This is a genomic window from Halorubrum distributum JCM 13561 (assembly GCF_000337395.1).
Classification (GTDB): domain Archaea; phylum Halobacteriota; class Halobacteria; order Halobacteriales; family Haloferacaceae; genus Halorubrum; species Halorubrum distributum.
The window spans coordinates 1-23,318 of the sequence record NZ_AOJF01000044.1; the positions used below are offsets into that span (position 1 = coordinate 1).

Below are 23,318 nucleotides of genomic sequence, written 5' to 3' on the forward strand. Positions count from 1 at the left end.
ATCGGGGTCAGAGGACGCGATACCGGCCGTTCGACTCGGTGACCTCGCCGCGGCGTGCGAGGCGGGTCAGGATCTCGCGGGCCGCCTCCGCGGGGACGCCGTCCTCGGCGGCGCGCTCCACGACCGCCGACTCGGTGGGGTCGTCGACGGCGTCGACCGCGTCGCGAACGACCTCGGTTCGGCTCCGGGAGCCGCCTCCGCCCCCCTCCGCGCGCTCGCCGGCTTCGTCGACCGCATCTGCGTCGAGCCCCGACGCTTCGAGGTACTCGCGGTCGTCGATGCCGGCGTCTTCGACGGCCGCTTCGAGGTCGGCGACGTGGTCGACCTCGGCGAACGCGGCGCTGTCGCCGCGCTTCTTCGCGAGCAGGGCGGACCGCGCCTGCTGCGCGGCCGCGCGGTCCTCGGACTCGAAGAAGCGCTTGAGCTTCGCGGTCCGGTGGGTCTTGCCGCACCGCGAGCACTTCGCCGTCTCGCTCGTCTCCGGGTCCGTGACCAGCCACATGTTGGCGCACTCGTTGCAGCCGACGACCGCGTACATGGGAGGGGATTCGCCGGCCCCGAATTTGAACCCTCGGCTGTACGTTGTACTCGCTGTGACGGTGGCCACTATTGAAGCCCCAGCCGCTCGGCCGTACGACGATACTGCTTATAAGTAGCTAGGCGACACGAACACCATCGAAGCCCCAGCCGCTCGGCCGTACGACGATACTGCTTATAAGTAGCTAAGCGACACGAACACCATCGAAGCCCCAGTCGCTCGGCCGTACGACGATACTGCTTATAAGTAGCTAAGCGACACGAACGCCATCGAAGGGGCAGTCGCGAGGCGGTCAGACGCTCGCTGTGCGCTTCAGTCGCTCACTGCGTTCGCTCCTTCCAGTGCTTGCGTCGCCTCTGACCGCCTCGCGACTGCCCCTTCGAGTCCCGCCCGCCCGCACAGCCCCGCACCTCTCACCTCCCCAGCCTCGGCGGACGGCCCGGCGCAGGCGGAGCCGCGCCGGGCCGCCGCCTCCCTCGCGGGCACCTCGCGGCCGCCGAGGGCGGCCGCTCGGCGGCGCGCCGCCAATATTCCATATAAATAGCCGCGCTCAATCGGGGTCCTCGATCGCTCGGGCGGCTGCCAGCACCTCCTCGTGGAGGGCGCCGTTGGAGGCGACCACGCCCTTCGAGTCGTGGCGCCAGCGATCCCCTTCCAGATCCGTCACGCGCCCCCCGGCCTGCCGAATGACGAAGACCCCCGCGACCGTGTCCCACGGGTTCGCGCGGAGGTTCGTGATCGTCCCCTCCAGCCCGCCGGCCGCCACGGTCGGGAGCACCACCTGCGCGGCGCCGAGGCGGCGCATGTCGCCGAAGCGCGTCACGATCGCCTCGCACGCGCGGGCGTACTCGTCGCGGGCGTCGTACGCCCACCAGATCGTCGGGTCGACGGCGGCGTCGCGGGGCTCGCTCACGTCGCTCACCGCGATCGGCTCGCCGTTGCGGTACGCGCCCGTGGCGTCGGCGGTGTAGGTGTCGCCGAGCGCGGGCGCGACGATCGCCGCCGCGACGGGCTCGCCGTCGACGACGGCCGCGACCGCGGTGGCCCACACGCGGATGTCGCGAACGTAGTTGTTCGTCCCGTCGATGGGGTCGATCACCCACGCGGGGCCCTCGTCGGGCACGGTCTTGCGCTCATCTTCCTCCTCGCCGACGACCGCGTCGTCGGGGAAATCCTCGCGGATCGACGCGATGACGGCGCGCTGGGCGGCGCGGTCGGCCTCGGTCACCACGTCGTCTTCGCCCTTCGTCTCCACCGCGATGTCGCTCCGGAAGTGCTCGTGGGCGACCGCGGCGCCCGCCTCGGCGGCGCGCTTCGTGACCGCGGCGCGCTCGGCGACGTCGTCGGCGCGGTCCGCGACGGGGGGCACGGACTCGTCGGCGCGTCCGGTCGTGTCGGCGTCGCGCTCGTCTGCGTCGGTCATGGCGCCAGTCGCCGCTCCGGGGGCGTATAAACGTCGGTTCGACGCGGGCGACGCCGCGGAATTAACTCAGTTCCGAATCCGAGTAGCTTTAAGTGGATCGGCCTCGGTGGATCGCGTATGGAACCAGAGGAAGCGGTCCGTCAGCTGGAGTACACCATCGACGCCTCGCTTGACGAGATCGGTCAGCGCGCCGCCGCCGGCTACCGGCCCACCTTCGAGCGCGTGGCCGAGCGCGCGGACGGGGCCGCGGTGTACGACCTCGCGGGCGAGCTCTGCCAAGACGTCGTCAACGGCTCCTGTCCCTCGCCGGCGGAGGCGAACGCGGTCGCCGAGCGCGTGCTCGACGACTGGGCGTACACCGACGGCGGGGAGTAAGGGACTTCCTGAGTCTACGTCACCCGAAACGGCCGGATTCGATCGCCGTTCGAAGACCTCATTTCGGCCAGAGACGACCTGCTCGATATCCGAATCGACTGCGAGTATCTGCGCGGTGTTACTCCGTGGTATCGGCTAAGTCCCCGATCTCAGTCTCGCTGAGAACCCGATCGTAGATGCGGAGATCACCGACGTCTCCGTCAAGTGGGCGGGCTTGGCCGGGTTCCAGTCCAACCCACGTCTTGGCCGATCCGGTGTACGGAGATCCGTCGATCGAACTCGTACCCACCTGATCGCCGTCGATGTAGAGCGATATCTCCTCGTCCGCTGCGACAGTCATCGCGATGTGGTGCCACTCGTCGTCAACGTAATCCTCCCCATCGGCGGTAACCTCCCGGAGATCCCTATCCGACTCTGACGTTCGTCCGGTGATGACCTCCGCACCGAAGTTCGAGTCGTTGTCGTCGAACCAGAGGACGAACGTCCGCTTCTGATACGGTTTGTTGACAGTTCCATCCTGTCGCGCCACGACGGTCCGCAGCCCTCGATCATCGTCGGCTGCCCTCGCCCACGTCGAGACGGTGAAGTTCTCGAAGGCGAACTCTGATCCCTCGCCAACATCGACGTAATCCTCAGACCCGGACGGGAAGTTCGCACCACCGCGCTCACCCGAAACGGTCGTGACATCTCCCTCGACCGTCCCGTCGTTCGTTCCGACCGCGTCGACGGCGGTTCCGCTCTCGACGTCGTCGAGCGGCCAGTAGCTCACGAGGCCGTCGGTCGGTCCGTCGACGGCCGTCCCGCCGCCGCCGACCACTTCGCCTTCCGCGGGGTTGCTCGCGTCGGCTCGAACGGTCATCGTCAGCTCCTGGTCGTCGTCGACGCCGAGGTCGTGCGTGTCGACGTGTACGCCGATGTCGGCCGACGAGCCGGTCGGGAGGTAGAGCACGTCGTCTTCGCTGTCGCGGAGCTTGTCGTCGGGGTCGCCGTTCGGGTAGAGCCAGACATCGGTGTCCGCGTCGCCCACGGTGAGGTCGCCTGTCGAACCGCCGAACGTCGCCCAGACGTACACCCCTTGGGTGCCCTGGTTTGCGATCTGGAACACCTTATCGAAGTTATATACCGAGTCCATGCCGAGTCCCGCGCCGTCGTTGCCGCTGTCGGAGAAGTCCAGCGCGAGGACATCGCCCTCGGTCGAGGCGAACTGATTCCCGTTGGGAGAGGCCAGCGGTTCCATCGCGAGGTACGCGTTGGCGTCGTCCGCGACCGAGACGGAGACGTCGCGGGTCGCTTCGACGCTGGTGAACGCGCCGGACCCGACCGCGGCGCCGGTGCTTGCGATACCGCCGATTGCGAGGATGAACTTGCGTCGTTCCATTGTGGTTACGTCCAGCGTGTCTGGGGTCGACCCCGACCACGCACGGCTCGCTTACCACGATGATCCGACTCTACCCACCTTGTTATGAGTCGGTCGAACCGGTTCAGGGGTGTCCTGATGTCGTCGAAGGGTGTGGTTGTGGTGGACAAGTAGTGTTCAAGTAGTCACGATAGTGGACTCCCTCGGTTGACCTCAGACGTGATAACTTGGACGCAGTTTTCATATATTGGTTCATTAGTTGAAATATATGGACAGAGGCGGTGAGAATCACGGTTCAAATAGTGGGCCTCCGGTCCGAAGTTGGCGTGATCCAAGTGATCAGCGGGGAGTCTCGAAGGTCGTCGGCGTCGTGTTGATGACGGCGGTCGTGATCGTGTTAGCAGCGACGGTGGCGACGATGCTGACCGGGTTCGCAGGTATGCTGAACGAGCCAGCGCCGCAGGCCGCGTTCGAGTTCGAGTACGAAACGGGAGTCAGCGACCCGAACTGTGCCAACGACCCCTGTGAAGTGGTTCGGGTGACTCACTCGGGTGGGGAAACGTTCGATCCCGAACAGGTAGAGGTGGTGGTCTACTACATGGAGGGCGGCTCAGAAAAGCGGTACGCCGCCGACTGGGTCGACGTGGTTGCTGACCCTGTCGAAATTACTGAGCGCGTCCGCGTCTGGACGAACGGGCCGATCGACACGCTCGAAACCGCTCGCATTGAACTACTCTGGACGAGTGAAGACGGTGAGTATGGAGAGGTAATCGCCCGGTGGGAAGGTCCGAATAAGTAAAATATATCCACTTGATAAAACAACTAAAATTTATTTAATATAATCATATATATGATAGACCTGTGTCAAAACAAATTCGAAGGGGTTAGCGATGTTCAGCTGAGTATTTTCGTCAACCCTCGTAGGATTGGGTAACCACCGGAAACCGTGCCCCACGTATCAGCGAAGTCCACCGATTCAATCTTGTCGGGTGTGTCGTCCCCGGTCATCTCGTTCGCAGGCTCTGTGTCACCGATGCTACCGAATCCGACGAAACCACTACCAGAAGTGCGACCGGGTCCGACTGCGCCGTCCTGATTTGTCGTTCTTTCGTCCCAGTAAGAGTTTTCGAGCTCACTGTTAGCTGCGTTTCAAAAAAAAAAAAAAGCCACCACCAATACCCGCGCTGACCTCTCCAGTCGCGTCTGAGCTGGTAACGACCGCCCGAGAAGCGCACCAACCGAACCTTCGCCCGATATATCCACGTCTTCGAGCCCGAGGTCTGTGACTTCACCAGGCGATCCGCTTGCCTCAGTCTGGCTAAATAGGCCGCCAAATCCGTCGGTATTAACCACTAAATCCCTGATTACGTGACCGTTACTGTTGAACGTGCCGTAGAAGTCGTATATCGGATTGAAACCAGCTCCCTCAGATCAACGATGTCACCGTAGCCAGTCGTTTGTTGGTCAAGATCGCTTACAAGAACGAAGTTCTCGCCAGGATTATTCCGTACGTCGCCGAGATCGTTCCAATTTGCTACATTGGGCGGCTGCTCGATCACGTCGGCAAGCCACCGTCACGGATCACGCAGGACGAAATCGCGGCGCAACTTGACACTGAAGACGACGTGAGCGATGCCACACGCCTGAATATCATCGGCGCACTGCGGATGTTCTTCAGAGACTTCCTCAATGGGGATGTCGCCGATGCGTTCGAGATGGCGTCGAAAAGCGCGAACCCCACGGTGCCGTCGAACGACGACCTCCAGACGTTCTATGAGGCGTTAGAGAACCCGAAGTACAAGGCGGCGTTCCTGTTCGCGGCGACGTCGGGACTCCGGTCAAGCGAACTGTGTCAACTGACGATGGACGACATCGACGAGGACAAGCGGATGATTGTGCCGGACAAAGACTCGAAGACAAAACAGACGTGGGTCACGTTCTACAACGACGAAGCGGCCGAGGCGTTTGAGGCGTTCAAACCTGAACGGGAGTCGGGCGATGACCGCGTGTTCCAGACCACGAAGCAACCCCTGAATCGGAAGTTCCGTCACGTCTCCGAGGAGGTCGGGGTGAAGGTAACGGTACAGAAGCTCCGTCGATGGTTTGCGACTGAGATGAGTCGGTGTGGCGTTGATGCGAAGTATATCGACGCCTTCTGTGGGCGAACGAAGTCATCGGTCTTGGAGAAGCATTATCTCGACTACTCACCGGAGCGACTGAGAGAGATATACGACGAGGCGGGGCTCACAGTGTCTGAGTAAGCCCGCGGCTCGTCGGTCGTGAAAGAATAATAAAAGACCTCAGTCGGTTAGATTGATTTGCTATCTATTCGGCAACGATCCGATCATCGGTTCCGTCGTCGTCTTCATCAGTAACATCAGCATCCGGGTCGAACGTGTTACCCTGATCGTTCAGGATGGCACTGAGGTCTAGAATCTCATTCTCGGCATCATCCACATATATGGTGCCACTGTCGCCAATGAAGTCGTTATTCTCGATGGTGAACGAGGCCGGGGTTCCACCGTTCTGGAGGATACCCACGGAGCTGGCCTCAATTTCATTTCCGCTAATGACGTAGTCCACGGTCTCCAACGAATCCTCCGAGTCGCCGATTCCGATTGCCGTGCCTGCTCCGTTGACATCGTTATCGACGATGCGGACCGTTGTCGAGGAGATTCCGCGTCCCTCGATGAATCCAGCACCCTCATTGTACAGTCGGTCAACGTCGGTCAGCATATTCCCACTCAGTTCGATATTGCTAGCCGCAGTCTCAACAACGTTGACTGCGACCGACGTCCCGCTTCCGGACTCAGTGAACTCGTTATTCTCGATCGTGAGGTTGTCAACTTCCTCAACGGCGATACCGACACCGACACCGCTCGGCTCGATGTCGACAACGCTGTTTTTAATCGTCGCATTCTCTACTCGTTCGCTCCGATCCGCTATACTGACAACCCCATCAGGGAGCCCACTAGTGGTGGTAGCCATCTCTATTCCATCAATGACAACTTCACCACTGAGGGTGGGATTACCTCCGGGGTCACCTCCGATGTTGACCTTGCCGGTAATCGTCGCTTCGTCGCCACGCTGGTCGCTGTCACCAGCGATTCCAGCGTTCGGGCCTTCGAGCGTCAAGTCATCGACATCAACAGTGAACGACTCGTAGTCTCCAGGCTCAACGAAAATCACGTCACCACTCCCAGCTTCCTCATCGATTGCGGTCTGAATCGACTCGTAATCGCCATCTCCGCCGGCGTCGACGATTATGCTCTGTGGTGGGTTGTCGGGATCACTACCTGGCCCCCCATCGCCCCCGGTGAGTTCATCCAGTTCCTCGTTGATCCGTTTCTGAACTTCTGGTGGGAAGTCTTCGAGGTCTACGCCGTCGGTTTCGACGACAAAATCGATCAGTTCGAGCGTCATTGCGTTGCCTCCGCGAGGAAGCTGATCTCGCTGTCGATACTGACATCCGCATCAGTGGGCGAGAACGCGTCGACGACGAGACTGAACGTCTCGGCGCTTCCAGTCGAGAGCGTCGACGTGGGGAAGCTCCCGTCGGGAACGGCCAGCACGGCGAGCGTGTTGGGGCCGTCCGTGTCCACGAACGTCAGGGGTGTGACGGTCAGCTCGACCTCCTGTGTCCCCTGGTTCTCGACCTGGAACACGTCCTCGATAACGGTGATGGCGTCGGCGTTGACGCCCGTTCCGCCACCGCTTGTCTCGTTGGTCCCGGTGAGATCGATCGCCTTCTCACCGCCAGCGGTCTCTGTGAGATACTGTCCGTTGTCTCCCGACGCTTCGCTAATCGAGAGATACGCGTTCGCGTCACCCTCGACGGTGACCGATACGCTCCGATTCGCCTCGACGCTGGTGAACGCACCCGTCCCGGTGACGATTGCGCCACCTGCGCCCAACGCACCGATCGCGGCCAAGATGTTCCGTCGATTCATAGGTAGCCCCCGAATAGGGAAGTCCCACCGGCGGAATCGAACCGCCGTGAAGAGAACCACCCGTGGGTTATGGGTTGAACGGACTACTAGATGGGAGCGTAACCGCAGTCACACCAGAACCCGCTGAGTCGTCCGAAAATATCCCGGTACTGTCACTATCGTTCTTTGCGTTACTGTTGTCCACGCCAGAGTACCCGACCGAATCGACAAAGACACCTATCTGTCTTTTTTCACCGGCCGGGATTTTTAACGCCTGATCGGCTCGGTCGGGGAGATTTCCGGTTCCGCCAGCCTTCCGATGAATGAATTTTTTCGAACCACCAGTCGAGTCCTTAACGTAGAACTCTACTGTTAGCGGGTTCGAGTCAATTGTTAATTCGAGGGGATCAATATCCACGTACTGCGCCTGTGTTCCCTGATTTCTCACCTCAAAAACACGGTCGATCTCCGTCGCTGCGTTCTGATTCACGCCCTGGCTATCCTCTACGCCCGGATTTGATCCTTGGGCTGTATCCGCAGCATCGTTGATGTCGACCGACAGTTCCTTTCCTGTTTGGCTGTTGCTAGCGAACGAGGAGTTTGCGCTACCGGTTGCGGGCGCCAGGCCCAAATACGCATTATTTTCTTGCGCGACCTGTACTGCGACGCCACGGCTGGCAGTCGTGCTAGTGAATGCACCAGTACCGACGGCACTAGCTCCGGCAAACAGCGCACCTAATGTCCCGATGAAATGACGACGCTTCATACGCAATCACTCCACTAGATACCGCTCTGGTCGGCAATGAAGTCAATCGACCCGTCGTCGTCACTAAGCGGGAACGACGTTCCCGAGGCCGGGTCGAAGTCTCGCGTGTCAACGACCATGTCAAGTTCGATAGCTTCGCCTTGATTGAGACTAACCGAAGAAGTGCTGGGATTAGCACTCAGTCCAGACAGTCCCGATGAGGAACTTGAAGCGATGTTTCCTGCGCCGGCGTTTTGTGCGACATTCTGATCCTGCTCAGTATCGCGATCCCCATTCGAGTCCACCGTAACCGGTTGGAGTGCAACATACGCTTGGCCACCATCCCCGTCTGAGAGATCTATTCCGCTAAGATCGGCGTAGAATTCCACACTCTGAGTGCCTTGATTGGCCACTTGTAGGAGGCTATCGATGACGGTCACAGAGTTGGGATTGAACCCATTTCCAACGTTACCGCCACTGTCTACTGAATTTGTGTTGCTCGAGCTGAAATCGAACGACACCTCTCCACCCGAAGTATCCACAAACGTACTAGAGTTACTGGAACCGGTGCCATCAATACCGAGATATGCGCTAGCGTCACCGGCCACCTCCACATCCACCTGCCGATCAGCCGTCACACTCGTAAACGCGCCCGTACCAACAGCGGCCGCGCTTCCGGAAGCCAATGCACCCAGGCCAACTACGAACTTACGTCGTTCCATGGTTGTGTGTCCGCGACCGAGCTCGCGGGGACCGTCCCGCGCCGGTCGCTTCACTTTCCCCATGTGCCCTATCCCCTATCGTTATGACACGCTCGAAGCCCCACAAGCGCACCCCGAAGAAATCACGACCCGACCTCGAACACCCACAAGCCCCGCTTGATCCGTGGCTGATCCGAACTCGATCCGGAATCACATCGAATTCCGGAAACGACGGCAGAAATCCGGTTTGAGACCGCAAATCGCCGCTTCAAGCACAGCTTGACCCGGCCGTAAGGAGGCGCAGAACCTCCCGAACCCCGTTCGTATCAGATCAAGTATCTGATCGATTTATGTAGGCCTGTCCACAGAATAATGTTAACCGCCGAACAGGAGATCCACTCGCGGTCTCGGTCGGCGCGCGCCACACGATGCTCTCGACGAGCCCGATGGGAACGACGAGCGACGTATCGCTGCCGGAAGGGAAAATATTCGAACTGCTCGCGAACCGCCGCCGCCGGTTCACCATCCACGCGCTGAAACACGCGGGCGAGCCGATGGACGTCGCGGACCTCTCGACGCGCATCACCGCGTGGGAGCGCGGGGTCGACCCCGAGACGATCGACTACGACGACCGCCGGAACGTCCACACGGTCCTCACGCGCACCCACCTGCCGAAGCTCGACGAGCACGACGTGGTGGAGTACGACGACGAGGCGAAAGTGGTCGAACCGACTCCGACGCTCGACGATCTCGACGTGTACATCGAGGTGTTGCGCGGGCGGGAGATCCCCTGGAGCCTCTACTACCTCGGGCTCGCGGTGCTCGCCGGGCTCGTCCAGGTCGCCGTCGCGGTCGAGGCTCCCCTGTTCGCCGCACTCGACGCGACCGCCGCGGCCGTCTTCGTCGTGACCGCGTTCGCGGTCTCCGCCGCACTCCACTACTACTACGGCGAACGCGCTCGTTTGGGGAATCTGGAGAAGCCGCCCGAACTGCGCGAGCGGGAGTGACTGGAAACGCAACGACGAACCGCCGACTTCGGGGTCTCTCACGTGCTCACCTGAGGACCCGACCGATGCGGGTTCGCCTCGTGCCTTCGGTCTCGGTCGAATAAAAAAGACAGCAGAAACGCGGTTACTGCGTCGGCGGGCCGGCGGTGACCGAGAAGGACGCCCGGAACCGATCGCCGACCCTCCCGTCCGTCGCGTCGACGAGGAACGACACGCCGAACTCCTCGCCGACCCCGAGCTCGTCCACGCTGAGCGAGAGGTCCTGATCGTCGGGATAAATGAGCGTGTTCGTTTCGTCCGCGGAATGCGTCTGATAGACGAACGTGGCCGCCCCCGGATCGGACTGCTCAGCGTCGACGGTGAAGTCGAACGTGACCGATTTCGGGCTCCGAGACTGGTTTCGGACGACGAACGCCGACTCGATGCCGGGGCCCGAGATCGGATCCGCCACGGTCAGCGGGAAGGTGTCGCTCGCGACGTTCACCTCCCCTCCGCCCGCCGCGAAGTAGCCGAACTGATAGATCGAGTTCGCGTTGATCCCGGGATCGTCGAGGTCGATGGTGAGCTCTCCGTCCTCCAGCCGAACCCCACGGAGGTCGTCGTTCGGGTCTAAGGCGATCAGGCTCGTGTCGTCGTTCGAGACGGTGATCGTCGCCTGACGGTTGCGCAGCTCCGCCGCAGTGAACGCGCCCGTCCCGAGAGCGGCCGTCATTCCGCTCGCGGTGGCACCGAGACCCAACAGCAGTTGTCTTCGATTCATAAGTAGAGGGGAGCGTAGTGCCGGCCGCCTCGATTACGACCCCGAGTTGGGACTGAAGATGTCGTCGTTCTCCCCGGCCCGGACCGTCATCGTCCCGCTCCACTCCTCGCTTTCCGTGCTGGTCGTTTTGCCCTCGCGGTCGACGAGGATTGAGACGCTGATCGCACCGCCCGAACCGACGATCGCCCCGCTTGTCTCCTCGGTGAACGACAGCAGTCCCTGCCAGTCGTTGTCCGCGTCCACCTTTCCTTCGACGAGGGCCTCCTGACCGTCGTCGGCGGTGTTGTCGTCCGTGTACCCGACGAGGTAGATGGTGGCGTCGTCCGGACACTCGTCCATGTCTACCTCGACCTCGATAGCTTGGTCGCTGGCGCTCTGATTCTGGACCTGGAAGGCGTGGTCGCTCGGGTCCGTGTTGGGGCCGACGTGGAGCGGGTCAGACTTCAGCGCCGTCTCGTCGTCGAACTCCGGAATCGCCCCGATCTGGTACTTGGAGTTCGGGTTCACGCCGTTGCTCCCGTTGGAGAGATCGATTCCCAGCTCACCGTCGTCGCCCTCGCTCACGTAGTCGTTCTCGCCCGCGACGAGCGCGACGAGGCCTTGACTGTCGTCCGCCACGGTCACTCCCACGCTCCGCCCGTTGATCTCTGCTGCGGTGAACGCGCCCGTCCCCATCGCAGCCGCTGCTCCCGAAGCCAATGCGCCCAGTCCAACCACGAATTTGCGTCGGTCCATGTCGTATCTCACCTGTGTTCACACNCCCCATCGCAGCCGCTGCTCCCGAAGCCAATGCGCCCAGTCCAACCACGAATTTGCGTCGGTCCATGTCGTATCTCACCTGTGTTCACACACCCCCGCGACCCGCCGTCCGGGCCGGGAGTGCTTGGGAAACACATACGACGGGTGGTACTTCGTTATGAGATCCCCGTTGGTCCCACCGGGAGATCCCGTCGGATCCTCGGCTTCTGATCGTCGCGTGACACGCTCGTCTCGTTGCCGCCGACGGGACGGCCCTGAACCCCTCGACAGTACGTACTCGGATCGAATCGACCGATTACGGCGACCATCGGGACCCCCCTGAAACCCGACCGCAAACGGTCGTTTCGACGGTATACAGACCCAACCGCGAGTTAGGACCCACTATACCAACAACGGGACGTGTTATCTCCTCTCACCTAACAGAGAGTAACAGATTAACTATCTAACTGGTTTATGTAGCCCGGTTGAGCAGTATCGTCCGAAACCGGGCGTTCCGAACGAGACGAACGCCGACGAGGAGGGAACAATCGCATGGGCTCCACCACCGCACCGACGATCGAATCGCGCTCGGAGATCGACGACCTGTCCGAAGACGACGTCTTCGAGATGCTCTCTAACCGCCGCCGGCGGTTCGTCATCCACGCGCTCAAGCGCGCGGAGGAGCCGGTCGACGTGTCCGAGCTCTCCACGCACGTCACCGCGTGGGAGCGCGGCGTCGACCCGGACGCGGTCAAGTACGAGGACCGCCGGAACGTGTACAGCACGCTCCAGCGCATCCACCTGCCGAAACTCGAAGAGAAGAACGTGGTCAGGGTCGACGAGGAGGCGAACCTCGTCGAGCCGACCCCGACGCTCGACGACCTCGACGTGTACATCGAAGTGTTACGCGGCCGCGAGATCCCGTGGAGTCTCTACTACTTCGGGCTCGCCGTCCTCGCGGGGCTCGTCCTCGTCGGCGTCTCGGTCGGCGTCCCGGGTCTCGCCGCGCTCGACGGGACCACCGCCGCCGTGTTCGTCGTCACCGCCTTCACCGTCTCCGCGCTGCTCCACTACCACTACGGCGAGCGCGCTCGGTTGGGGAACCTCGAAGAGCCGCCTGAACTGCGTAAACTGGAGTGACCACGGTGGGACCGCGGTCGTACTCAGTTCCCTAGGCTCTCGAACCGACTATTCTTTTTTGTGTTTCGCAGATTAGATGCTCGTTGCTTCGTCGAGCGTCGTTGGGCCCTGCTCGCTGTACGCCTCGACGGCGAGGAACTGGCCAGAGAAAATGTTCTCGGCCTTGTCGGGGCCGTCGAGGGTGAACAGCTCGCTGTTCACGATGATACGGACGATAACATCGATACTCTCGCCGGGACCGAGTTCAATGTGGCCCGTTTTACTGTCATCAGCGAGGGTGTTGTAGTTACTGCTGTAATTGGGCGTGATCTTGGTACGTGCTTGAACGTTACCAGACGGGTCATCGAAGTTCGAGCCGTTGTAATTGGGCGGAGTGTCCCGGTCGATGAGTGCCACACTGCCGCCCGATGACTGGGGATCAACGAAGTCAGCGGTGGCTGCGACGAACTGTACGTCGACCCCCGCCGGAACTTCGATGTCACCGTCCGAAGCAAACGTATTGTTTGTGGCAGAACTTGTGTACTCTGGGTTCCGCAGTGGGTTATTGACCTCGACGTACAGCGTTTCAGTGGTTTGGTTTTTTAGCGTGTAAGCCGGGCGAGCCGCCGTGACACCGTCTGTGTTGACCCCTTTCCCACCGTTGTGATCGCTGGCGAAATCGAGCCTAACCTGCCCGTTAGTGTTGGTAGTTTCAACGAACTCTGAGTCGGTATTTGGAATGATACCGAGATATGCTGCTCCGTCTCCTGCGACATCAACTGCCATACCACGCTCGGCCTGAATGGTATCCACTGCGCCAGTACCTATCGCGGCTGCCCCGCCGGCAGCGATCGATCCCACACCGATCACGAACTTACGCCGTTCCATGTCGTATCTCACCTGTGTTCTGGCACCCCCGAACCGATTATTCGGGCCGAGAGCGCTCGAAAGTTCCTTAGAGGGGGTTTTACTTCGTTATGACACGCACGCTACTACCTCACACGATCTGCGCTGTCACAGGGAACTCGGCGTTCGATCCAGCGTGGACTCGCTGTGACCCGGGTGACACTCGATTTCGACCCAGCGAACTGCGCTCGAAACCGTTCGAGGCGAGTTCACTGTGCCCCGGACACGCGCTTGAACCGACGAGAACCGGCAGAGATCTGTCGTAATGGATTCGTACGGCCCTACGCAGTCCCGGAAAAAATGTCTCAGTTCTTCTATGTTGTGTTAATTATCCAATCACTTTATGTGGGTTGTTACACATTTTCTGGATGGATAGATAGCGAGAGCAACTGAAACGCCCGTTCGACTGTCCAGCCGTCCAACAGATGACCGTCGCCAATCCCTCGAACTCGTCCACTCGCAACGCGTCGGACCTCTCGCACGAGGAGGTCTTCGAGATCCTGGCGAACCGCCGGCGTCGGTTCGTCATCCACGCCCTCAAGCGCGCCAACGACCCGCCCGACGTCTCCGAGCTCTCCCGCTACGTCACGGCGTGGGAGATGGGCGTCGACCCCGAGGACGTCCCCTACGAGGAGCGCCACAACGTCCACAGCACCCTCCGCCGCGTCCACCTCCCGAAGCTCACCGAGGCCGACGTGGTGACCGTCGACGAAGAGGACGTCGTCAGGCCCGCCCCCGCGCTGGAGGACCTCGACGTCTACGTCGAAGTGCTGCGCGGGAAGGAGATCCCGTGGAGCCTCTACTACCTCGGACTCGCCGTCCTCGCGGGCGCCCTGCTGCTCGCCGTTCGCGTCGGATCCCCCGGATTCGCCGCGCTCTCGTTCGTCGACGTCGGGATCTTCGTCGCCACCGCCTTCGGCATCTCCTCGGTCGCCCACCACGCGATCGGGAGACGGATGCGACTCGGAAACACCGAGAAGCCGCCCGAGGTGCGGCGCAGACGGTACTGACGCTTCGACTCGTCGGAGCGCCTCGCCTCGACGCTCCGTTATATTTCGATCCGCTCCCCGATCGCCGGCGCGCTCGCCTCGAACCCGTCCGCGCGCAGGTCCGCGGCGAACGCCTCGCAGCGGTCGCCGTGGTTCACCAGCACGCGCGCCCCTCGGTACGACTCCAAGAACGACTCCAGCCCCTCGCGGTCGGCGTGCGCGGAGAAGTCGTACGACTCCACCCGCGCGCTCACCGGCCGAACGCGGCCGTTGAGTTCCAACTGCCCGCGCTCCTGGAGCTCTCGGCCCGGCGTCCCCTCCACCTGGTACCCCGTGAGCGTCACGAGGTTCGTCGGGTTCGTCCGGATCTCGGGGAGGTACGTCTGGACCGGGCCGCCGGCGAGCATCCCCGAGGTGGTGACGACCAGCGCGTTCTCGGCCGCGATCCGCTCGCGCTGCCCGTCCCGGCCCGTGACGACGCGGGCCCGGCCGACCGCCTCGCCGAACGCGTCCGCGTCGCGCAGGAACGACGGGTACCGCCGGAGGGTCTCCGTCACCTCGACGCCCATGCCGTCGACGTACGGCGTGAGGCCGTGCGCGGCCGCGACGAGGAGCAGCTCCTGCGTCCGGCCGATGGCGAACGCGGGCGCGACGACGGTGCCGCCCTCCCAGATCGTCCGCTCCACGCTGTCGGCCCACGCCGACTCCACCGCGGCGCGGTCCTCGTGGCTCACGTCGGCGTACGTGGACTCACAGGCCACGACGTCGGCGTCGGGCCGCGCGGTCGTCCCCGCGACCAGCCGCTGGTCGTCCGTGTGGAAGTCGCCGGTGTACAGCAAACGCGTCTCCCCGTCGTCAATGAGGACGTGCGCGGAGCCCGGGATGTGGCCCGCCGAGAACAGCGTCACCTCGTACCCGCCGGCGTCGATCCCGCCCGCGACCGGGAAGGGTTCCTCGTAGCCGTGCCGCCGCTCGACCTCGCCCAGCCGCGCGACGTGTTCGGCGCCGAACGGACACAGCGGGCTGTTCCCGTGGAGCTTCAGGGTGTCCTCGGCGAGCGTCCGCGCGAGGTCGCCCGTCGGCGGGGTCCAGTGGACCGGCGGTCGCCGGTCGCCCTTCAGCAGCGCGGGCACCGCGCCGACGTGGTCGAGGTGGCCGTGCGAGACGACGACCGCCTCCGGCTCGGGGTCGTGCGTCGGGTACCGCGGCGGGTCGGCGGTCATCAGCCCGTAGTCCACGAGCAGCGCGTCGTCGACGAGGAGGGCGCTCCGGCCGACCTCGCGGGCGCCGCCGAGGAACTCGATCTCCATCGACGGCCCGTAGCCGCCCGCGGCGTTAGTGTCCGTCGGTCGGGTCCCTGAGCGGAGACCGAATCGCCTCGACGACCGGCGCCGGCCCGACCGCCCACACCCACGCGGCGAGCATGAGCGCGCCGGGGAGCTCCGGCAGCGCGAGCCCGGTTACGGGCCACCATCCGGCGGCGAACGTCGCCCAGACGGCGATGTGGACCGGGGTGAACGCGAGCGCGACGCGGCCGGTCGCCTCCCCCCGTCTGACCCACCCGTCGACCGCGAACACCAGCGTGATCAGTCCGTAGAACCCGATCGCCGCCGGGCCGTGAAGCGGTTCGGTGAGATCGAAGACGCCGACGCCGGCCATCGCGACCATCGCCAGCGCGAGGAGGAGCGCCCGGAGGGGTCGACCCGCTCGTCCGACGCAGCCCGCGTAGCAGACGCCGGCCGCGCCGCCGACGATCAGTCCCCAGTTGAACGCGGTAGCGCTCCCGCCGCGAACCCCTAAGTCGGAGAGCGCGTCGGTCGTCCACGAGAAGGTCGGATCGAGCAGGACCCCGAGCGCGATGCCGCCGAGCGCAGAGAGCGTCGCGGCGGCGCCGAACGCGGCCGCGACACGGCCGACCTCGGGAGAATCAGGTTCCGAGCCGGTGCCGGCCCGACCGTCGGTCGCGGCGGCCGCCATCGACCGCGGTCAGTCGATCCGCTCGGCCGCGTCGCGCTGGACCAGCGGGTCGGCGTTCTCGACCGGGAGCGAGACGACGTCCTCGCTCGCGAGCTCGTACTCCCGCTCGTCGACGCCGAAGATGGCCCCCACGTCTCGGGTGATCCGGACGGTCGCCCGCTCGGTGTCTTCGGCCGGATCCGCGTCGGCGGTCGACTCCGCCCCGCCGGTCGGTTCCGAATCCGCGGCCGGCGCCGCGTCGGCCGTCGGCTCGCCGCCCGCCGCTCCTACGGGCACCGCTCCGCCGTCCGTCGTCGCGTCGGCGGTCGACTCGTCGGCGTCGCCCGCTGGCGTCCCGTCGGCGACCCCGTCCGGGTCCTCGTCGACGCCGACCGCCCCCGGCGGCGCCGACTCGGGTGGCACCGGGGTCGGGTCGTCGTCGGTTTCGGTGCCGTCGCCACCGGTTCCCTCGGTCGGCTCCGGAGCGGGGGGAGCCGCGTCTTTCTCGGTCGGTGCGGGCGGGGCATCGGCGGTCGAGTCAGTCTCGGTCCCTCCCATCGCTCCGGCGAGCGCGTCCGCGGGGCCCGCGTCCGCCGGCTCCGTCCCGGCGGGAGGCTCCTCGGTTTCGGCCGCCGGGTCGCTCGGTGTCCGGTCGCTTGGTGTCCGGTCGCTCGATGCCGGATCTCCCGCCTCCACGGCTTCGGGAGCGGCCGACGCGCCGTCGGCGGTCGGGCCGTCGTCCGGAACCGGCGACTCGCCGGCGAGCACGTCGAGCACCTCCGACTTGTTCGCGGTGATGCGCTCGACGAGGTCGTCGAACAGCTTGCGCTCCTCGGTGGTCATCCCCTCCTCGTCGACCGACATGTCGGCCGCGGCGAAGGAGGCGAGCTTGACGACCTTGCCGACCCGGCGCTCGTACAGCGCCTCGGCGACCTCCTCGGCGGTCTCCACCTCGTCGGAGAGCCGGCGGACGTCGTCGTCCGCGAACGGGTTCTCGACCTGCTCGGCGCGGCGGTCGCGCGCGGCGCGGAGGTCCGCGACGTACGCGCCCACGTCGTCGTAAAACGAGTCCCGCAGGTGTTGGAGGCTGTCCTTCCGGCGCTCCTTCGCCTGCGCGGATCGGAGTTCGTCGAGGTTCATCTGTGGTCGGTCATCGTTCGGGGGCTTTCCGCGCCTCGCCGCGGGCCATCAGGAACGCTCCCGCGAACTCGGGCACGGTGTTTCTACCGGATTCAACTCTGACGCGCTCGCCGTTTAATTCTACCGTCCGATCCGCGTCCGTCTCGATCCGGATCTCGCGGCCGACGAACCGGTCGGGGACCGCGTCCCGCAGGGGGTCGAAGTCGGCGAGCTCGTCGCGGTCGAGCGGCGTGACGACCAGCGCGGAGCCGCCGTGGAGCGTCCCCGGGAGCCGGATGAGCCGCCGCGTATCGGTGGTCACCGGCTCGTCGATCGGCGCGGCGTCGGTGGCGGCGACGCGCGCGGCGAGCGCGGAGACGAGCCGTCGCACGCCCGGCCCGCCGGCCTCCACGTTGCCCTCGCGGACCGCGGTCGGGTTCCGGTCGAACGCGCCGAGGATCGTCTGCGCGCGCCCCTCGCCGATGCCGTCCAACTCCATCAGCTCCTTGCGCGCGTCGTCCTCGTCCATCTCGCGGAGGTTGTCGGCGTAGTTCACGAGTTCCTCGTGGACGCGCGCGCCCCATCCGCCCTCGGTGCGGAGGACGCGCTTCGTCGTGCCGCGGTCGGAGACGGTCCGGATCAGGTCGTCGGTGTCGAGGTCGATGGCGCGCACGTAGTCGACGATCTCGCGGCGCGCGTCGCTGTCAAGCTCTCGGACGCTCTCGTCGCGGACGTGGACGTGGTAGCCGCGCCCGCCCGAGAAGACGACGGTCACGTCCTCGAACGCGAAGTCGTCGTCGATGAAGTCCAACAGCCGCAGGAGGGCGTCCTTACAGGCCGCCAGCATCTCCGGGTACGAGGTGGTCTCCGGGTCGACGCCGGGGAGGTGGTCGGCGTCGAGGTCGAAGACGAGGTCGGCGTTGCGCCACCCCTTCTGTCCCATCGTCGCCGCGCCGGGATTGTCGTAGCGCGCGGCCGAGAAGTAGGCGTGGCGGGGGGCGTTGTCCGCGAAGAACGTGTCCACGTCGCCGAGGTCGAACAGCGACTGGTGGCGGACCATCGTCGTCCCCGACCCGGGGGTCCACGGGATGTGACCCCACTCGCGGAGGTTCGCGTCGGGCGGGAGCGACAGCGAGACCGACCGGTAGTAGTCGCCGAACCGCCCCCGGAGGTACTCGCGGGTCCGCTCGTCCATGTCTCCTCTCGTACCCGCGGTCGACGTATCAACGTTACCGTTCGCCCGCGACCGCGACAGCAACCGTTTATAAATAAACGAGGCGGAGGCGCGTGCCGACGAGCGCCCGCAGGGCGCGATGTCGCACGCGCGAGGGAGTCGGGCGCGACGAGGGCGACCGAAGGGAGCCCGATGGACGCGCCCGACGAGGCTGGGGAGGCGTGAGGTGCTGTGCGGAGCGGGGCGGGACTCAAAGGGGCAGCCGGGAGGACGAAGCACGACGACGTAAGCACCGCAAGGAAGGAGCGGTAGCGACTGACTGAGGAGCGCAACGAGTCGCGCGAGTCCTCCCGGCTGGGGCTTTGGANCGACGACGTAAGCACCGCAAGGAAGGAGCGGTAGCGACTGACTGAGGAGCGCAACGAGTCGCGCGAGTCCTCCCGGCTGGGGCTTTGGAAGTGGTCACCGTCGATCCACTGTCTCCTATTTATATGCGAACCGATGGGAATTTGACACAGTTCTCTACCGGAATCACCTATCAACGCCGGCCGTCGACAGTATTTTACTCGACAGATTCGTCGACCGCACACGGCTGGTCCCCATGCTCGACGAGATATTCGACGTAGTCATCGATGAGGTAGCCAAACTGGTCCCCGACGTCGTGTGGGGTGCCATATTCCTGGTAACCGGCGCCTTGGTGACGATGACCGGCGTGACGATGGTACTCGGTATGACGACGCTCAACGGATCGGTACGTCTCGGTGGCCTGCTGACTGCCGTCGGCCTGCTGCTGATCGTCGGACCGCTCGTCGCGAGGTACCGATAACGCTCGACTGCTCCGATCCTCTCGGCCACAACACTATCCGAGGCGGCGCCGTACCCCTTCGCATGCGCTCCGAAGAGGAGGTCAGAGAGCAGTACGAGTTCCTCCGCGAACAGTTGGACGACGAGGAGATGAACCACCGCGGCGTCGAGGAGCTGTTCACCCACTACAAGCGCGCGCTCGGGTGGGTGTTAGAAGAAGAACATATGTGAGCGACGTACGACACGTTTATCACTCTCTACGGTGTATGAGCAGGTGACGCTTCGTCTGGAGGGCCGAAGCGTCAGCGGGGACCAATCGGCAGGCCCGACGCGGCTTTTTTCCGCGTCGGGCGTGCCTTCTTCCGACACTCGACCGCGTAGCGGCCCGCTTCTCGTTTCGCGCCCGAGCGAACGCGCTTCCCGCGATCCCGACTCCCGCGATCCCGACCGACGGGCCGCTGTCCTCGCGTCCGCAGACGTATCAGACGCCGAAAACGACGTCCGGCCGCGGATGCCCGAATCCGCTACGCGTGCGAGTTACGGAACTGACAGAACGGAGGCGTCTGTTACGGGGACGTAGGGGACGGGGCGTGGTCGTACGAGGACTGATATAACGGTATATTTATTTATTCTCGACAGGTATGTACAGTCAGTTGTATGTACGACCTCACAGGTTTTCAGCGAGACCTGCTCTACGTGATCGCGGGGCTCGACGAGCCGCACGGGCTGGCCATCAAGGAGGAGCTCGAAGAGTACTACGAGAAGGAGATCCACCACGGCCGCCTCTACCCGAACCTCGACACGCTCGTCGAGAAGGGGCTCGTCGAGAAGGGCCAGCGCGACCGCCGCACGAACTACTACACGCTGACCCGCCGCGGCCGCCGCGAGATCGAGGCCCGGACCGATTGGGAAGCCGAGTACATCGAGCACTGACCCGGCCGCCCGTCGATCCCGCACCCGGTCGATAGCTCTGCCCGTTCCGTTCTTTCTCGCTCCGTTCTGCTCGTTTTCCGGTCGTCGACGCGCCGCCGCGAACGGTTGGATTCAAGTCCGCCCCGGGGGAATTCGGTCGTATGAACCCGGGAGATCGCGTCCGCGTCGAGCGCGGGGGCGTCACCAACGAGGGCGTACTGCTCCCCTCCACGACGCGCGACCACCTCGTCGTCAAGCTCGACGGCGGCTACAACGTCGGTATCGACCGCGAGGAAGCCGACGTCGAGGTGCTGGAGTCCGGCGTCCGCGAGGTCGACCCCGCGGGCGACGACGACGGCGGCGACGCCGCCTCGGAGATCACCTTCGACGAGGACCTGCCCACGGTCTCGCTCATCTCGACCGGCGGGACCATCGCCTCCACCGTCGACTACCGGACCGGCGCCGTCACGGCCCAGTTCGACGCCGAGGACGTCCTGCGGGCCGTCCCCGAGCTCGCCGGCCGCGCGAACTACCGCGGGCGGGTCGTCGCGAACATCCTCTCGGAGAACATGGAGCCGTCCATCTGGCGCGACCTCGCCGACGCCGTCGCCGAGGAGATCGAGGCCGGCGCAGACGGCGTCGTCGTGATGCACGGCACCGACACGATGCAGTACTCCGCGTCCGCGCTCTCGTTCATGCTCGACTCGCCGGTGCCGGTCGTGTTCACGGGAAGCCAGCGCTCCGCGGACCGGCCCTCCTCCGACAACGTGATGAACGCGGTGTGCGCCGTCGAGGCCGCGAAGGCCGACCACGCCGAGACGCTGGTCTGTATGCACGCGAGCCCGTCCGACGACGCCTGCGCGCTCCATCGCGGCACGCGCGTCCGCAAGAACCACACCTCCCGCCGGGACGCCTTCGAGACGGTCGGCGCCGCGCCCCTCGGCGTCATCGACTACGAGGCCGCCGCCGAGGCGGGCGCGGAGGGCGACGCGGCCGAGGCGGCGATCGAGTGGAACCGCGAGCCCACTGCGCGCGGAAGCGCGGAGCGATCGGTCGATCTCGCGCCCGACCTCGACGGCGACGTCGAGCTCGTCAAGTTCACGCCCGGGATGGACCCGGCGGCGTGGGAGTACCTCGACGACAAGGGCGGCGTCGTGATCGAGGGCACCGGGCTCGGCCACGTCCACACCGACCTCATCCCGCGGATCGAGGCGCTCGTCGAGGGGGGGACCGTCGTCGCGATGACGAGTCAGTGCCTCGACGGGCGGGTCTGCGACCGCGTGTACGACACCGGCCGCGACCTGCTCGACGCGGGCGTCGTCGAGGCGGGCGACACCCTCCCCGGCACCGCGAAGGTGAAGCTGATGTGGGCGCTCGCGAACCGCTCCGACCCCGCCGAGGCGATGGGCCGCGACCTCGCGGGCGAACTGACCGAGGAGTCGCAGCCCTGGCGATGACGGGATCGGAGGGAGAGCCGGCGCCCGACTCCGGTTCGGGGCCCGACTCCGACTCGGCGCCCGCCCCCGTCGTCCGCGAGGCGCGTCCCGCCGACGCCGACGCGGTCGCCGCGTTCACCGCCGACACCTGGGGCGAGCGCCACGACGACTACATCCCGCGGGTGTTCCCGGAGTGGGCCGAGTCCGACGACCCCGACCGCGGCACCTTCGTCGCCACGCTGCCCCCGGAGGCGGTCGAGGCCGCCGACCTCGACGACCGAGAAGCCGGTGATACGCACGTCGCGGGCGACGGCGACGGCGCCGCCGACGCGGGCGATCCCGAGGCGGTCGTCGGCTGTATCCAGGGCGTCTCGCTCTCCGAGTGGGAGGCCTGGGGACAGGGAATCCGCGTCGACCCCGCGGCCCGGGGCCACGGCGTCGGGACCGCGCTCTCGGAGGCCGCGCTCGACTGGGCGCGCGACCGCGGTGCGACGGTCTGCCGCAACATGGTGTTCTCGTGGAACGTCATGGGGCTCGGCCAGTCGCGCGCGGTCGGCTTCGAGCCCGAGACGGAGTTCCGGTTCGCGGAGCCGGAGCCCGATCCGGACGCGCTCGACGGGAGCGACGCGGGCGATTCCGCCGCGGTCGACATCGCGGCCCTCGACGACCCCGACCCGAACGCGGCGTGGGCGTTCTGGAGCGACAGCGACGCCCGCGACCGCCTGCGCGGCCTCGCGCTCGACCCCGACGAGTCGTGGGCCTGCTCGCAGCTCACCCGGGAGCGGCTCGCGACCGCCGCGGCCGAGGGCCGCCTGCTCGCTGTCGGCGACGCGGGCGGGCTCGCCGGGGTCGCGGTCCGGACCCGCGTGACGGAGCGCGAGGTCGACGGCGAGACCACCAGAACCGCGACGTACGGCGTCGCCGCGTGGCGCGACGTCGACGCGGCGGGCGCGCTGTTCGACGCGGTCGCCGCCGACGCCGCGGGGGTCGACGCGGACGGCGCCCGCGCGCTGATCCCGGAGACGGTCGAACACGTCAGCGACGCCGCCGCGAACCGCGTGTCGGTCGCGGCCGAGCCCGACTTCGTGATGTGCGCGGACCTCACCGGTGGGCGATGACCCTCTTCGGCGTCGACCTCCCGTGGTCGCTCCCGCTCACGCTCGTGATCTACGGCGTGGTCGTCGCCGCCGCCGTCTGGATCTACCGCGACGCGAGGGCGCGCGGGAGCCGCTACGCGGTCGTCTGGGCGCTCTCGACGCTCCTCTTCACCATCGTTCCGGTGTTGGCGTACCTCTACCTCCACCGCGAGGCCGGTCCGGCGCGCTGAGTC

At 65.1% G+C, this 23,318-nt stretch carries 26 protein-coding genes; 12 read left to right on the plus strand and 14 right to left on the minus strand.

The window, feature by feature from the left end:
* Positions 1 to 7: 7 nt before the first annotated feature.
* Positions 8 to 538 (minus strand): DUF5817 domain-containing protein, encoded by a 531-nt coding sequence (locus C470_RS10805; RefSeq protein WP_008367203.1) that lies wholly within the window; start codon positions 536 to 538, stop codon positions 8 to 10.
* A 550-nt stretch (positions 539 to 1,088) separates the two neighbouring features.
* Entirely contained in the window at positions 1,089 to 1,961 is an 873-nt protein-coding gene (locus C470_RS10810) for an inositol monophosphatase family protein (RefSeq protein ID WP_008367205.1), read from the minus strand.
* A 117-nt stretch (positions 1,962 to 2,078) separates the two neighbouring features.
* Here C470_RS10810 and C470_RS10815 point away from each other — a divergent pair, with 117 nt between their 5' ends.
* Positions 2,079 to 2,336 carry a hypothetical protein gene (locus C470_RS10815; protein WP_008367207.1) on the plus strand — a complete coding sequence of 86 codons (258 nt, stop codon included), beginning with the start codon at positions 2,079 to 2,081 and terminating at the stop codon, positions 2,334 to 2,336.
* 118 nt (positions 2,337 to 2,454) lie between these two features.
* On the opposite strand, the gene C470_RS10820 is transcribed toward C470_RS10815, so the two are convergent.
* Positions 2,455 to 3,714, minus strand: a complete 1,260-nt coding sequence (locus tag C470_RS10820; RefSeq protein WP_008367209.1) for a LamG domain-containing protein — start codon at positions 3,712 to 3,714, stop codon at positions 2,455 to 2,457.
* Positions 3,715 to 3,961: 247 nt separating this feature from the next.
* On the opposite strand from C470_RS10820, the gene C470_RS10825 reads away from it, so the two are divergent.
* The gene (locus C470_RS10825; RefSeq protein WP_082226675.1) at positions 3,962 to 4,492 is read left to right on the plus strand and encodes a type IV pilin; all 531 of its coding nucleotides are present in this window, start codon (positions 3,962 to 3,964) and stop codon (positions 4,490 to 4,492) included.
* A gap of 661 nt (positions 4,493 to 5,153) precedes the next feature.
* Positions 5,154 to 5,954, plus strand: a complete 801-nt coding sequence (locus C470_RS10830; RefSeq protein ID WP_152418664.1) for a tyrosine-type recombinase/integrase — start codon at positions 5,154 to 5,156, stop codon at positions 5,952 to 5,954.
* 64 nt (positions 5,955 to 6,018) lie between these two features.
* Here the strand turns inward: C470_RS10830 and C470_RS10835 are convergent, their stop codons facing one another.
* The 4 genes from C470_RS10835 to C470_RS15370 form a co-directional block, all read right to left on the minus strand.
* Complete coding sequence (locus C470_RS10835) at positions 6,019 to 7,116, minus strand: right-handed parallel beta-helix repeat-containing protein (RefSeq protein WP_008367214.1); 1,098 nt, start codon at positions 7,114 to 7,116, stop codon at positions 6,019 to 6,021.
* Complete coding sequence (locus C470_RS10840) at positions 7,113 to 7,643, minus strand: hypothetical protein (RefSeq protein WP_008367216.1); 531 nt, start codon at positions 7,641 to 7,643, stop codon at positions 7,113 to 7,115. Before C470_RS10840 ends, C470_RS10835 begins: the two co-directional genes overlap by 4 nt.
* A gap of 67 nt (positions 7,644 to 7,710) precedes the next feature.
* Positions 7,711 to 8,388: a hypothetical protein gene (locus C470_RS15745; RefSeq protein ID WP_152418665.1), complete on the minus strand. Its 678-nt coding sequence runs from the start codon at positions 8,386 to 8,388 to the stop codon at positions 7,711 to 7,713.
* Positions 8,389 to 8,402: 14 nt separating this feature from the next.
* Complete coding sequence (locus C470_RS15370) at positions 8,403 to 9,089, minus strand: DUF1102 domain-containing protein (protein WP_152418666.1); 687 nt, start codon at positions 9,087 to 9,089, stop codon at positions 8,403 to 8,405.
* A gap of 407 nt (positions 9,090 to 9,496) precedes the next feature.
* On the opposite strand from C470_RS15370, the gene C470_RS10845 reads away from it, so the two are divergent.
* On the plus strand, positions 9,497 to 10,075 hold the full coding sequence (locus C470_RS10845) for a DUF7344 domain-containing protein (protein ID WP_008367218.1): 579 nt from the start codon (positions 9,497 to 9,499) through the stop codon (positions 10,073 to 10,075).
* 124 nt (positions 10,076 to 10,199) lie between these two features.
* Here C470_RS10845 and C470_RS10850 read toward each other — a convergent pair whose 3' ends face one another.
* On the minus strand, positions 10,200 to 10,787 hold the full coding sequence (locus tag C470_RS10850) for a hypothetical protein (protein ID WP_008367220.1): 588 nt from the start codon (positions 10,785 to 10,787) through the stop codon (positions 10,200 to 10,202).
* Positions 10,788 to 10,868: 81 nt separating this feature from the next.
* Positions 10,869 to 11,570, minus strand: coding sequence for a hypothetical protein (locus C470_RS10855; protein WP_152418667.1), 702 nt, complete (start codon positions 11,568 to 11,570; stop codon positions 10,869 to 10,871).
* Between the two features lie 555 nt (positions 11,571 to 12,125).
* Between C470_RS10855 and C470_RS10860 the strand changes: the two genes are divergently transcribed.
* On the plus strand, positions 12,126 to 12,713 hold the full coding sequence (locus tag C470_RS10860) for a DUF7344 domain-containing protein (RefSeq protein ID WP_008367224.1): 588 nt from the start codon (positions 12,126 to 12,128) through the stop codon (positions 12,711 to 12,713).
* 72 nt (positions 12,714 to 12,785) lie between these two features.
* Here the strand turns inward: C470_RS10860 and C470_RS15750 are convergent, their stop codons facing one another.
* Positions 12,786 to 13,592, minus strand: coding sequence for a hypothetical protein (locus tag C470_RS15750; RefSeq protein ID WP_160162943.1), 807 nt, complete (start codon positions 13,590 to 13,592; stop codon positions 12,786 to 12,788).
* A 431-nt stretch (positions 13,593 to 14,023) separates the two neighbouring features.
* Between C470_RS15750 and C470_RS10870 the strand changes: the two genes are divergently transcribed.
* On the plus strand, positions 14,024 to 14,608 hold the full coding sequence (locus C470_RS10870) for a DUF7344 domain-containing protein (RefSeq protein WP_008367225.1): 585 nt from the start codon (positions 14,024 to 14,026) through the stop codon (positions 14,606 to 14,608).
* A gap of 38 nt (positions 14,609 to 14,646) precedes the next feature.
* On the opposite strand, the gene C470_RS10875 is transcribed toward C470_RS10870, so the two are convergent.
* From C470_RS10875 to priS, 4 genes are read right to left on the minus strand one after another with little or no spacing between them, the layout of a single operon-like run.
* On the minus strand, positions 14,647 to 15,897 hold the full coding sequence (locus C470_RS10875; protein WP_008367227.1) for an MBL fold metallo-hydrolase: 1,251 nt from the start codon (positions 15,895 to 15,897) through the stop codon (positions 14,647 to 14,649).
* Positions 15,898 to 15,922: 25 nt separating this feature from the next.
* Positions 15,923 to 16,564 (minus strand): DUF998 domain-containing protein, encoded by a 642-nt coding sequence (locus tag C470_RS10880; RefSeq protein ID WP_008367229.1) that lies wholly within the window; start codon positions 16,562 to 16,564, stop codon positions 15,923 to 15,925.
* 9 nt (positions 16,565 to 16,573) lie between these two features.
* The gene (locus C470_RS10885; protein ID WP_008367231.1) at positions 16,574 to 17,683 is read right to left on the minus strand and encodes a DNA replication complex subunit Gins51; all 1,110 of its coding nucleotides are present in this window, start codon (positions 17,681 to 17,683) and stop codon (positions 16,574 to 16,576) included.
* Positions 17,684 to 17,693: 10 nt separating this feature from the next.
* Positions 17,694 to 18,857 carry a DNA primase small subunit PriS gene (gene priS / locus C470_RS10890; RefSeq protein WP_004597250.1) on the minus strand — a complete coding sequence of 388 codons (1,164 nt, stop codon included), beginning with the start codon at positions 18,855 to 18,857 and terminating at the stop codon, positions 17,694 to 17,696.
* Positions 18,858 to 19,437: 580 nt separating this feature from the next.
* On the opposite strand from priS, the gene C470_RS10895 reads away from it, so the two are divergent.
* The 6 genes from C470_RS10895 to C470_RS10915 all read left to right on the plus strand — a co-directional run bounded on the left by C470_RS10895 (position 19,438) and on the right by C470_RS10915 (position 23,315).
* Positions 19,438 to 19,662: a hypothetical protein gene (locus C470_RS10895; RefSeq protein ID WP_004597249.1), complete on the plus strand. Its 225-nt coding sequence runs from the start codon at positions 19,438 to 19,440 to the stop codon at positions 19,660 to 19,662.
* A gap of 62 nt (positions 19,663 to 19,724) precedes the next feature.
* Positions 19,725 to 19,871: a hypothetical protein gene (locus C470_RS16135; RefSeq protein ID WP_007345373.1), complete on the plus strand. Its 147-nt coding sequence runs from the start codon at positions 19,725 to 19,727 to the stop codon at positions 19,869 to 19,871.
* Between the two features lie 426 nt (positions 19,872 to 20,297).
* Complete coding sequence (locus C470_RS10900) at positions 20,298 to 20,573, plus strand: PadR family transcriptional regulator (protein ID WP_004597247.1); 276 nt, start codon at positions 20,298 to 20,300, stop codon at positions 20,571 to 20,573.
* A 140-nt stretch (positions 20,574 to 20,713) separates the two neighbouring features.
* Entirely contained in the window at positions 20,714 to 22,009 is a 1,296-nt protein-coding gene (gene gatD / locus C470_RS10905) for a Glu-tRNA(Gln) amidotransferase subunit GatD (RefSeq protein ID WP_008367234.1), read from the plus strand.
* Complete coding sequence (locus C470_RS10910; protein WP_008367237.1) at positions 22,006 to 23,106, plus strand: GNAT family N-acetyltransferase; 1,101 nt, start codon at positions 22,006 to 22,008, stop codon at positions 23,104 to 23,106. The genes gatD and C470_RS10910 overlap by 4 nt, the downstream gene beginning before the upstream one ends.
* On the plus strand, positions 23,103 to 23,315 hold the full coding sequence (locus C470_RS10915) for a hypothetical protein (RefSeq protein ID WP_007345370.1): 213 nt from the start codon (positions 23,103 to 23,105) through the stop codon (positions 23,313 to 23,315). The genes C470_RS10910 and C470_RS10915 overlap by 4 nt, the downstream gene beginning before the upstream one ends.
* The last annotated feature ends 3 nt before the right edge of the window (positions 23,316 to 23,318 follow it).

What these genes read in the sequence shown, in the direction of transcription:
- C470_RS10855 (WP_152418667.1), bottom strand. Translation starts at nt 11,570, where the DNA reads ATGGACCGACGCAAATTCGTGGTTGGACTGGGCGCATTGGCTTCGGGA.
- C470_RS10900 (WP_004597247.1), top strand. Translation starts at nt 20,298, where the DNA reads ATGTACGACCTCACAGGTTTTCAGCGAGACCTGCTCTACGTGATCGCG.
- C470_RS10860 (WP_008367224.1), top strand. Translation starts at nt 12,126, where the DNA reads ATGGGCTCCACCACCGCACCGACGATCGAATCGCGCTCGGAGATCGAC.
- C470_RS10885 (WP_008367231.1), bottom strand. Translation starts at nt 17,683, where the DNA reads ATGAACCTCGACGAACTCCGATCCGCGCAGGCGAAGGAGCGCCGGAAG.
- C470_RS10840 (WP_008367216.1), bottom strand. Translation starts at nt 7,643, where the DNA reads ATGAATCGACGGAACATCTTGGCCGCGATCGGTGCGTTGGGCGCAGGT.
- C470_RS10810 (WP_008367205.1), bottom strand. Translation starts at nt 1,961, where the DNA reads ATGACCGACGCAGACGAGCGCGACGCCGACACGACCGGACGCGCCGAC.
- C470_RS10815 (WP_008367207.1), top strand. Translation starts at nt 2,079, where the DNA reads ATGGAACCAGAGGAAGCGGTCCGTCAGCTGGAGTACACCATCGACGCC.
- C470_RS10820 (WP_008367209.1), bottom strand. Translation starts at nt 3,714, where the DNA reads ATGGAACGACGCAAGTTCATCCTCGCAATCGGCGGTATCGCAAGCACC.
- C470_RS10910 (WP_008367237.1), top strand. Translation starts at nt 22,006, where the DNA reads ATGACGGGATCGGAGGGAGAGCCGGCGCCCGACTCCGGTTCGGGGCCC.
- C470_RS10850 (WP_008367220.1), bottom strand. Translation starts at nt 10,787, where the DNA reads ATGACGGCCGCTCTCGGGACGGGCGCGTTCACTGCGGCGGAGCTGCGC.
- C470_RS15370 (WP_152418666.1), bottom strand. Translation starts at nt 9,089, where the DNA reads ATGGAACGACGTAAGTTCGTAGTTGGCCTGGGTGCATTGGCTTCCGGA.
- C470_RS10895 (WP_004597249.1), top strand. Translation starts at nt 19,438, where the DNA reads ATGCTCGACGAGATATTCGACGTAGTCATCGATGAGGTAGCCAAACTG.
- C470_RS10875 (WP_008367227.1), bottom strand. Translation starts at nt 15,897, where the DNA reads ATGGAGATCGAGTTCCTCGGCGGCGCCCGCGAGGTCGGCCGGAGCGCC.
- priS (WP_004597250.1), bottom strand. Translation starts at nt 18,857, where the DNA reads ATGGACGAGCGGACCCGCGAGTACCTCCGGGGGCGGTTCGGCGACTAC.
- C470_RS10915 (WP_007345370.1), top strand. Translation starts at nt 23,103, where the DNA reads ATGACCCTCTTCGGCGTCGACCTCCCGTGGTCGCTCCCGCTCACGCTC.
- C470_RS16135 (WP_007345373.1), top strand. Translation starts at nt 19,725, where the DNA reads ATGCGCTCCGAAGAGGAGGTCAGAGAGCAGTACGAGTTCCTCCGCGAA.
- C470_RS15745 (WP_152418665.1), bottom strand. Translation starts at nt 8,388, where the DNA reads ATGAAGCGTCGTCATTTCATCGGGACATTAGGTGCGCTGTTTGCCGGA.
- gatD (WP_008367234.1), top strand. Translation starts at nt 20,714, where the DNA reads ATGAACCCGGGAGATCGCGTCCGCGTCGAGCGCGGGGGCGTCACCAAC.
- C470_RS10880 (WP_008367229.1), bottom strand. Translation starts at nt 16,564, where the DNA reads ATGGCGGCCGCCGCGACCGACGGTCGGGCCGGCACCGGCTCGGAACCT.
- C470_RS10825 (WP_082226675.1), top strand. Translation starts at nt 3,962, where the DNA reads ATGGACAGAGGCGGTGAGAATCACGGTTCAAATAGTGGGCCTCCGGTC.
- C470_RS10870 (WP_008367225.1), top strand. Translation starts at nt 14,024, where the DNA reads ATGACCGTCGCCAATCCCTCGAACTCGTCCACTCGCAACGCGTCGGAC.
- C470_RS10805 (WP_008367203.1), bottom strand. Translation starts at nt 538, where the DNA reads ATGTACGCGGTCGTCGGCTGCAACGAGTGCGCCAACATGTGGCTGGTC.
- C470_RS10845 (WP_008367218.1), top strand. Translation starts at nt 9,497, where the DNA reads ATGCTCTCGACGAGCCCGATGGGAACGACGAGCGACGTATCGCTGCCG.
- C470_RS10835 (WP_008367214.1), bottom strand. Translation starts at nt 7,116, where the DNA reads ATGACGCTCGAACTGATCGATTTTGTCGTCGAAACCGACGGCGTAGAC.